We start from the raw sequence: 4,001 nt of genomic DNA, 5'->3' as shown, positions 1-4,001 counted from the left end.
AGATCCGCGGTCTGCTCGGCACCCTGCTGCGGCCCGAGCGGATCATCGCCGGGCGCCGCAAACGCGGGGCGTCGGTCGTCGACAAGACCGAGCTGGTGTAGCCGAGGTGCGCCAGGGTGTCGTCCCCACCGGCCTCACAGACGGGGTCCCCCTGGGCGCAGAAGTCGATCGTGCGACTCTGGTACGTGCCGGTGACGCTCTTGCCGATCGCCCGGATCGGGTTGCCGAACAGCAGCACGGCGGCCACCCTCGGCTCCAGCGCGGCCGGAATCTCCGCCACGATCGGGCTGCCGACCACCGCCCCCGCGCTGCTGATGCCGATCGAGTTGTCGACGACGTTCGCGCCCTGCGAATAGCCCACCAGGACGAAACGCTGGTTCGGACAGGCCGACGCCTGGCTGTTGACGTGGTTCACCAGATCGGCGTTGCCCTGTGCGGCCGAGGTGAGGGAGAGGTCCGCGGGATAATTCACCCGGTAGCTGGTCAGGCTCTTGCCCGTCAGTTTCTTCTGCAGGGCGGAGAACACCGGGTCGCCGACGATGAGACCGAGCGTGCCCGGTTCGAACGTGCCGCGCGCGGCGACCACGTCGATGTCCGAGCAGGCCGCGGCCGTCGCCGTCGGTGCCGACACGACGGCCGCACCGGTCCCGCCGACCAGCGAGAGCGCGGCGAGGAACAAGCGAATACGCATGGGGATCCTTTGCGGGTGGGGCGTATGGAAACGCCTGTGGAAAAGGACGCCACGAACGTATTCGCCTGCTGCTGCGGAGTGTTATGGACGGGAATTAAGGAATTCCTCGTTCTTTTGTTCTGTGGTGAGTGCCAGAATCAGATCCAGCCGGGTGGCGGGATCGTGCAGCGTCTCACCGAACACCTTGTCCAATTGCCGCAGCCGATAGCGGACCGTCTGCGGATGGACATGGAGCCGGGCGGCGACGTCGGGCACATTGCTGCCGCTGAGCAGCCACGCCAGCAGCGTCTCGGCGAGCCGCCCGCGCTGCCCCTCCGACACCGCGTCGAGCGGGGCGAGGACCCGGGAGCGCAGCTGGTCCAGGATCGGCTCGTCGCTGTGCAGCAGCAGCGTCGACAGATGGTCGGCGCACCGCACCACGCCCTGGCGGGGGAGGATCCCCCGGCCCATCAGCCCCAGCGCCCGGGCGGCCCAGCGCAGCGACCGGGCGGCCTCGGCGAGCGGCACCGTCGGCCCGATCGCCGCCGGCCGCCCGCGCAACGCGAGCGAGAAGGCGCGGCCCCCGAACCGGCCCGAGCCCTCCGGGTCCGGGATCAGCATGCGCGGCGGCCGCGACTCCATGTCCACCAGCGCGCCCGCGGCGGCCAGCGGCCGCTCCTCCTCCCGCTGCTCCGCGGTGGCCGCGAGCGCGACGACCGCGACCTGCCGCGGCACCGTCCACCGGGCCCCGTGCGCCAGGTCCTGGACCGCGGCCAGGGCCACCGGCCCCTCGCCGAGCAGCAGATCGAGCAGCCGCCGGCGTCTGCGCTCCAGCTCGTCCGTGTTCTGCGAGCGGGCCTCCGCGTACCCGGCGGCGGCCGCCTCCGCGACCTCGTGCACGGTACGGAAGGCCAGCTCACCGAGGGCCGCCACCACCGAGGAGTCCAGGCCGAGTTCCTCCGCCGTACGGCCCATCAGCCGCCAGGCGTGCAGCCCCCCGACCCGCAGCGCGGACTGGAGCGCGTCCAGGCTGCGGCCCTCCAGGGCCTCGCCGCGGCCGAGTTCGTAGTACGTCGCCGCGATCGCGTCCCACCGTCCGCGCGGGTCGGCGATGTGGTCGACGAACAGGGTCAGCGCCTGCACCACCCCGGCCCTGAGGTGTGCGCGGTAGGTGCCGTCGGCCGGACGCGCGTACTCGGGGACCTCGCGGCGTACCTCCTCCTCCACCTCGTCGGCCACGGCCTCGAGTTGGGCCCGCAGCAGCTCGGCCAGGCCGGGCGGCGCGGGGAAGGCTCCGAGCCCCTCCGGAGCGCCGTGCGGGGTGGGGGTGGCCACCGTGGACCCTCCTTTCACCCGGAGACGGCTCACCCACGGGGCGGTACCCGTGGGACGGGGGGTGACTCCCGTGTTGGACGGTCGACCCCTGCGTCCCGTTCCGTGCCCCGACGGGACCGACATCACTCAGGCACCCCCAGCGCACCGGCGAGCATCGGCCACGAGGTGACGAACTCCTGCTTCCAGTACTCCCAGCTGTGACCGCCCCCCGAGTAGAAGTGCGTGGTCGCGGTGATGCCGAGTCTGGCGAGGGTGTCGGTGAAGCTGTGCGCGGACGGCCACAGGGCGCTCTCCAGCGCCTCCGGCAGCCAGTCGCCGATGCCGCCCGCGAGCCCGCTCCCGCTGGACACATACAGCGCGGTGCCCCGCAGCCCGGCCGCGCGGGACCTCGGGTTGAAGTCGAGCCAGGTCAGCAGGTTCAGCACCGGGTTGCCCCAGAGCGAGTCGGCCGCCAGGTTCTCGCGCGTCACGATGGCGTTCATGAGCGAGGGGACGGCGGGCGCGGTGGTGTCGAGGATCCCGCTGTAGGAGGCCGCCGCGGTGAACACGCCCGGATGCCGGGCCGCGTGCGCCATCGCGCCGTAGCCGCCCGTCGACACGCCCGCGACGACCCGTACGCCGTTCGCCCGGTAGTCGCGGGCGAGCAGCGCCGGGACCTCCGTCAGCTGGAAGGTCTCGTAGTCGGGTCCGCTGCGCCAGTGGGTGGGGATGCCGGTGGGGCCCGCGTCCGGCATCGCCACGATCAGCTCCCGGCCCTCGGTGAAGGCCACGATGTCCGTCTCCCGGGTCCACGACGTGTAGTCGTCGTGGGCGCCGTGCAGCAGGTACAGGACGGGGTAGGTCCGGGTGGGCTGCGCGGTGAAGGACGACGGCAGGATCAGCCGGACCGGTGCGCTCGCGCCCAGCGCGGCCGAGGCCACGGACACGTCGAAGGTGCGCGGCCCGAGGCCGTCCGCGGCTCGCGCGGTGGTGGCGCGGGCGCCGAACAGGGCGGCGAGACCGGTCGCGGCCGCCGCCTTGGCGAGCGTGCGGCGGGACACTGCGGGGATGTGCTGGGGCATGGCGGCTCTCCTCGGATCACGGTCGGCGGGTCCCTTCGGCGAGCTCCCGCCGCAGATGGGCGGCGATCTCGTCGACGTGCGGTGCGTCGAGCAGCGACAGGTGGTGCCCGCTCACCGGCACGACGGTCAGGCGCGGGCACACCTCGTCCCAGCCCAGCGTCTCGTCGTCCCGCTCGTAGGCGGGGTCGCGCACGGTGTGCGGCGCGGGCTCGGTGGCCCGGTAGAGCACCACCCGCCCCTCGTGGCGGCCCGGCCGGTGGGCCTCGCCGATCCGCATGTCCAGGTAGGAGGAGCGCTGGTGCTCCAGCGCGGCGGCCGGAACTCCGCCGCGCGAGCGCAGGATCCCCAGCACGGCGTCGATCCGTTCACCCTCGTCGTCCAGCGCGAGCAGTTCGTCGTACGGCAGTTCCAGGCGGACCCCGTACGTCTCCTCGACGTGCCGGGCGAACCCCGCGAAGTGGGCCCGGACCCGGTCGGCCGCCGTGACCCCGGGAAGCGGGAGCGGCCGTACGGAGTCCAGGAGCACGACCAGCTCCACCTCCCGCCCGGACAAGGTGAGTTGACGTGCCGTCTCCTGGGCGACGAACCCGCCGAAGGACCAACCGCCCAGCAGGAAGGGCCCGTCGGGGTGGACGGCGATGACGGCCTCGGCGTAACGGCGAGCCTTGTCGGCCACGGTGAGGGCGTCCTCCAGCCGCTCCAGCCCGTACACCGGCCGTTCCCCGCCGAGCCGTTCGGTGAGCGCCCGGTAGACGTCGGTGGTGCCGCCGGCGGCGTGCAGGAGGAAGAGCGGGGTGCCGGAGCCGGTGGCGGACAACGTCCGTAACGGATACGGCAGTTCGTCGGAGGAGGGGGAGAGGAGCTTCGCGATCCGACCCGCCGCGTCCGCGACGGTGGTCGCCGTGAGCAGGTCGCGCAGGGGCAGCTGGATGCCG

Annotated in this window: 3 protein-coding genes and 1 pseudogene; all 4 read right to left on the bottom strand. The window is 73.0% G+C overall.

What is annotated here, in order from left to right; all coding sequences use genetic code 11:
• Window positions 1-97: 97 nt before the first annotated feature.
• Window positions 98-691, bottom strand: a pseudogene (locus tag ABZ896_RS52130) (cutinase family protein); the annotation flags it as partial.
• A gap of 81 nt (window positions 692-772) precedes the next feature.
• On the bottom strand, window positions 773-2,005 hold the full coding sequence (locus ABZ896_RS52125) for a helix-turn-helix domain-containing protein (RefSeq protein ID WP_360946387.1): 1,233 nt from the start codon (window positions 2,003-2,005) through the stop codon (window positions 773-775).
• Between the two features lie 122 nt (window positions 2,006-2,127).
• Window positions 2,128-3,066, bottom strand: a complete 939-nt coding sequence (locus ABZ896_RS52120) for an alpha/beta hydrolase family protein (protein ID WP_360946384.1) — start codon at window positions 3,064-3,066, stop codon at window positions 2,128-2,130.
• 16 nt (window positions 3,067-3,082) lie between these two features.
• Window positions 3,083-4,001: alpha/beta fold hydrolase (locus ABZ896_RS52115; protein ID WP_360946381.1), on the bottom strand; the 919-nt coding region annotated here is incomplete at its 5' end.

Source organism: Streptomyces sp. NPDC047072, assembly GCF_040643855.1.
Taxonomy (GTDB): domain Bacteria; phylum Actinomycetota; class Actinomycetes; order Streptomycetales; family Streptomycetaceae; genus Streptomyces.
Note: the sequence above shows the minus strand (reverse complement) of the source record. Positions and strands in the feature narration are given on the sequence as shown.

Excerpts from the sequence above, each read along its gene's own strand:
- ABZ896_RS52120 (WP_360946384.1), bottom strand. The coding sequence starts at position 3,066 with ATGCCCCAGCACATCCCCGCAGTGTCCCGCCGCACGCTCGCCAAGGCG.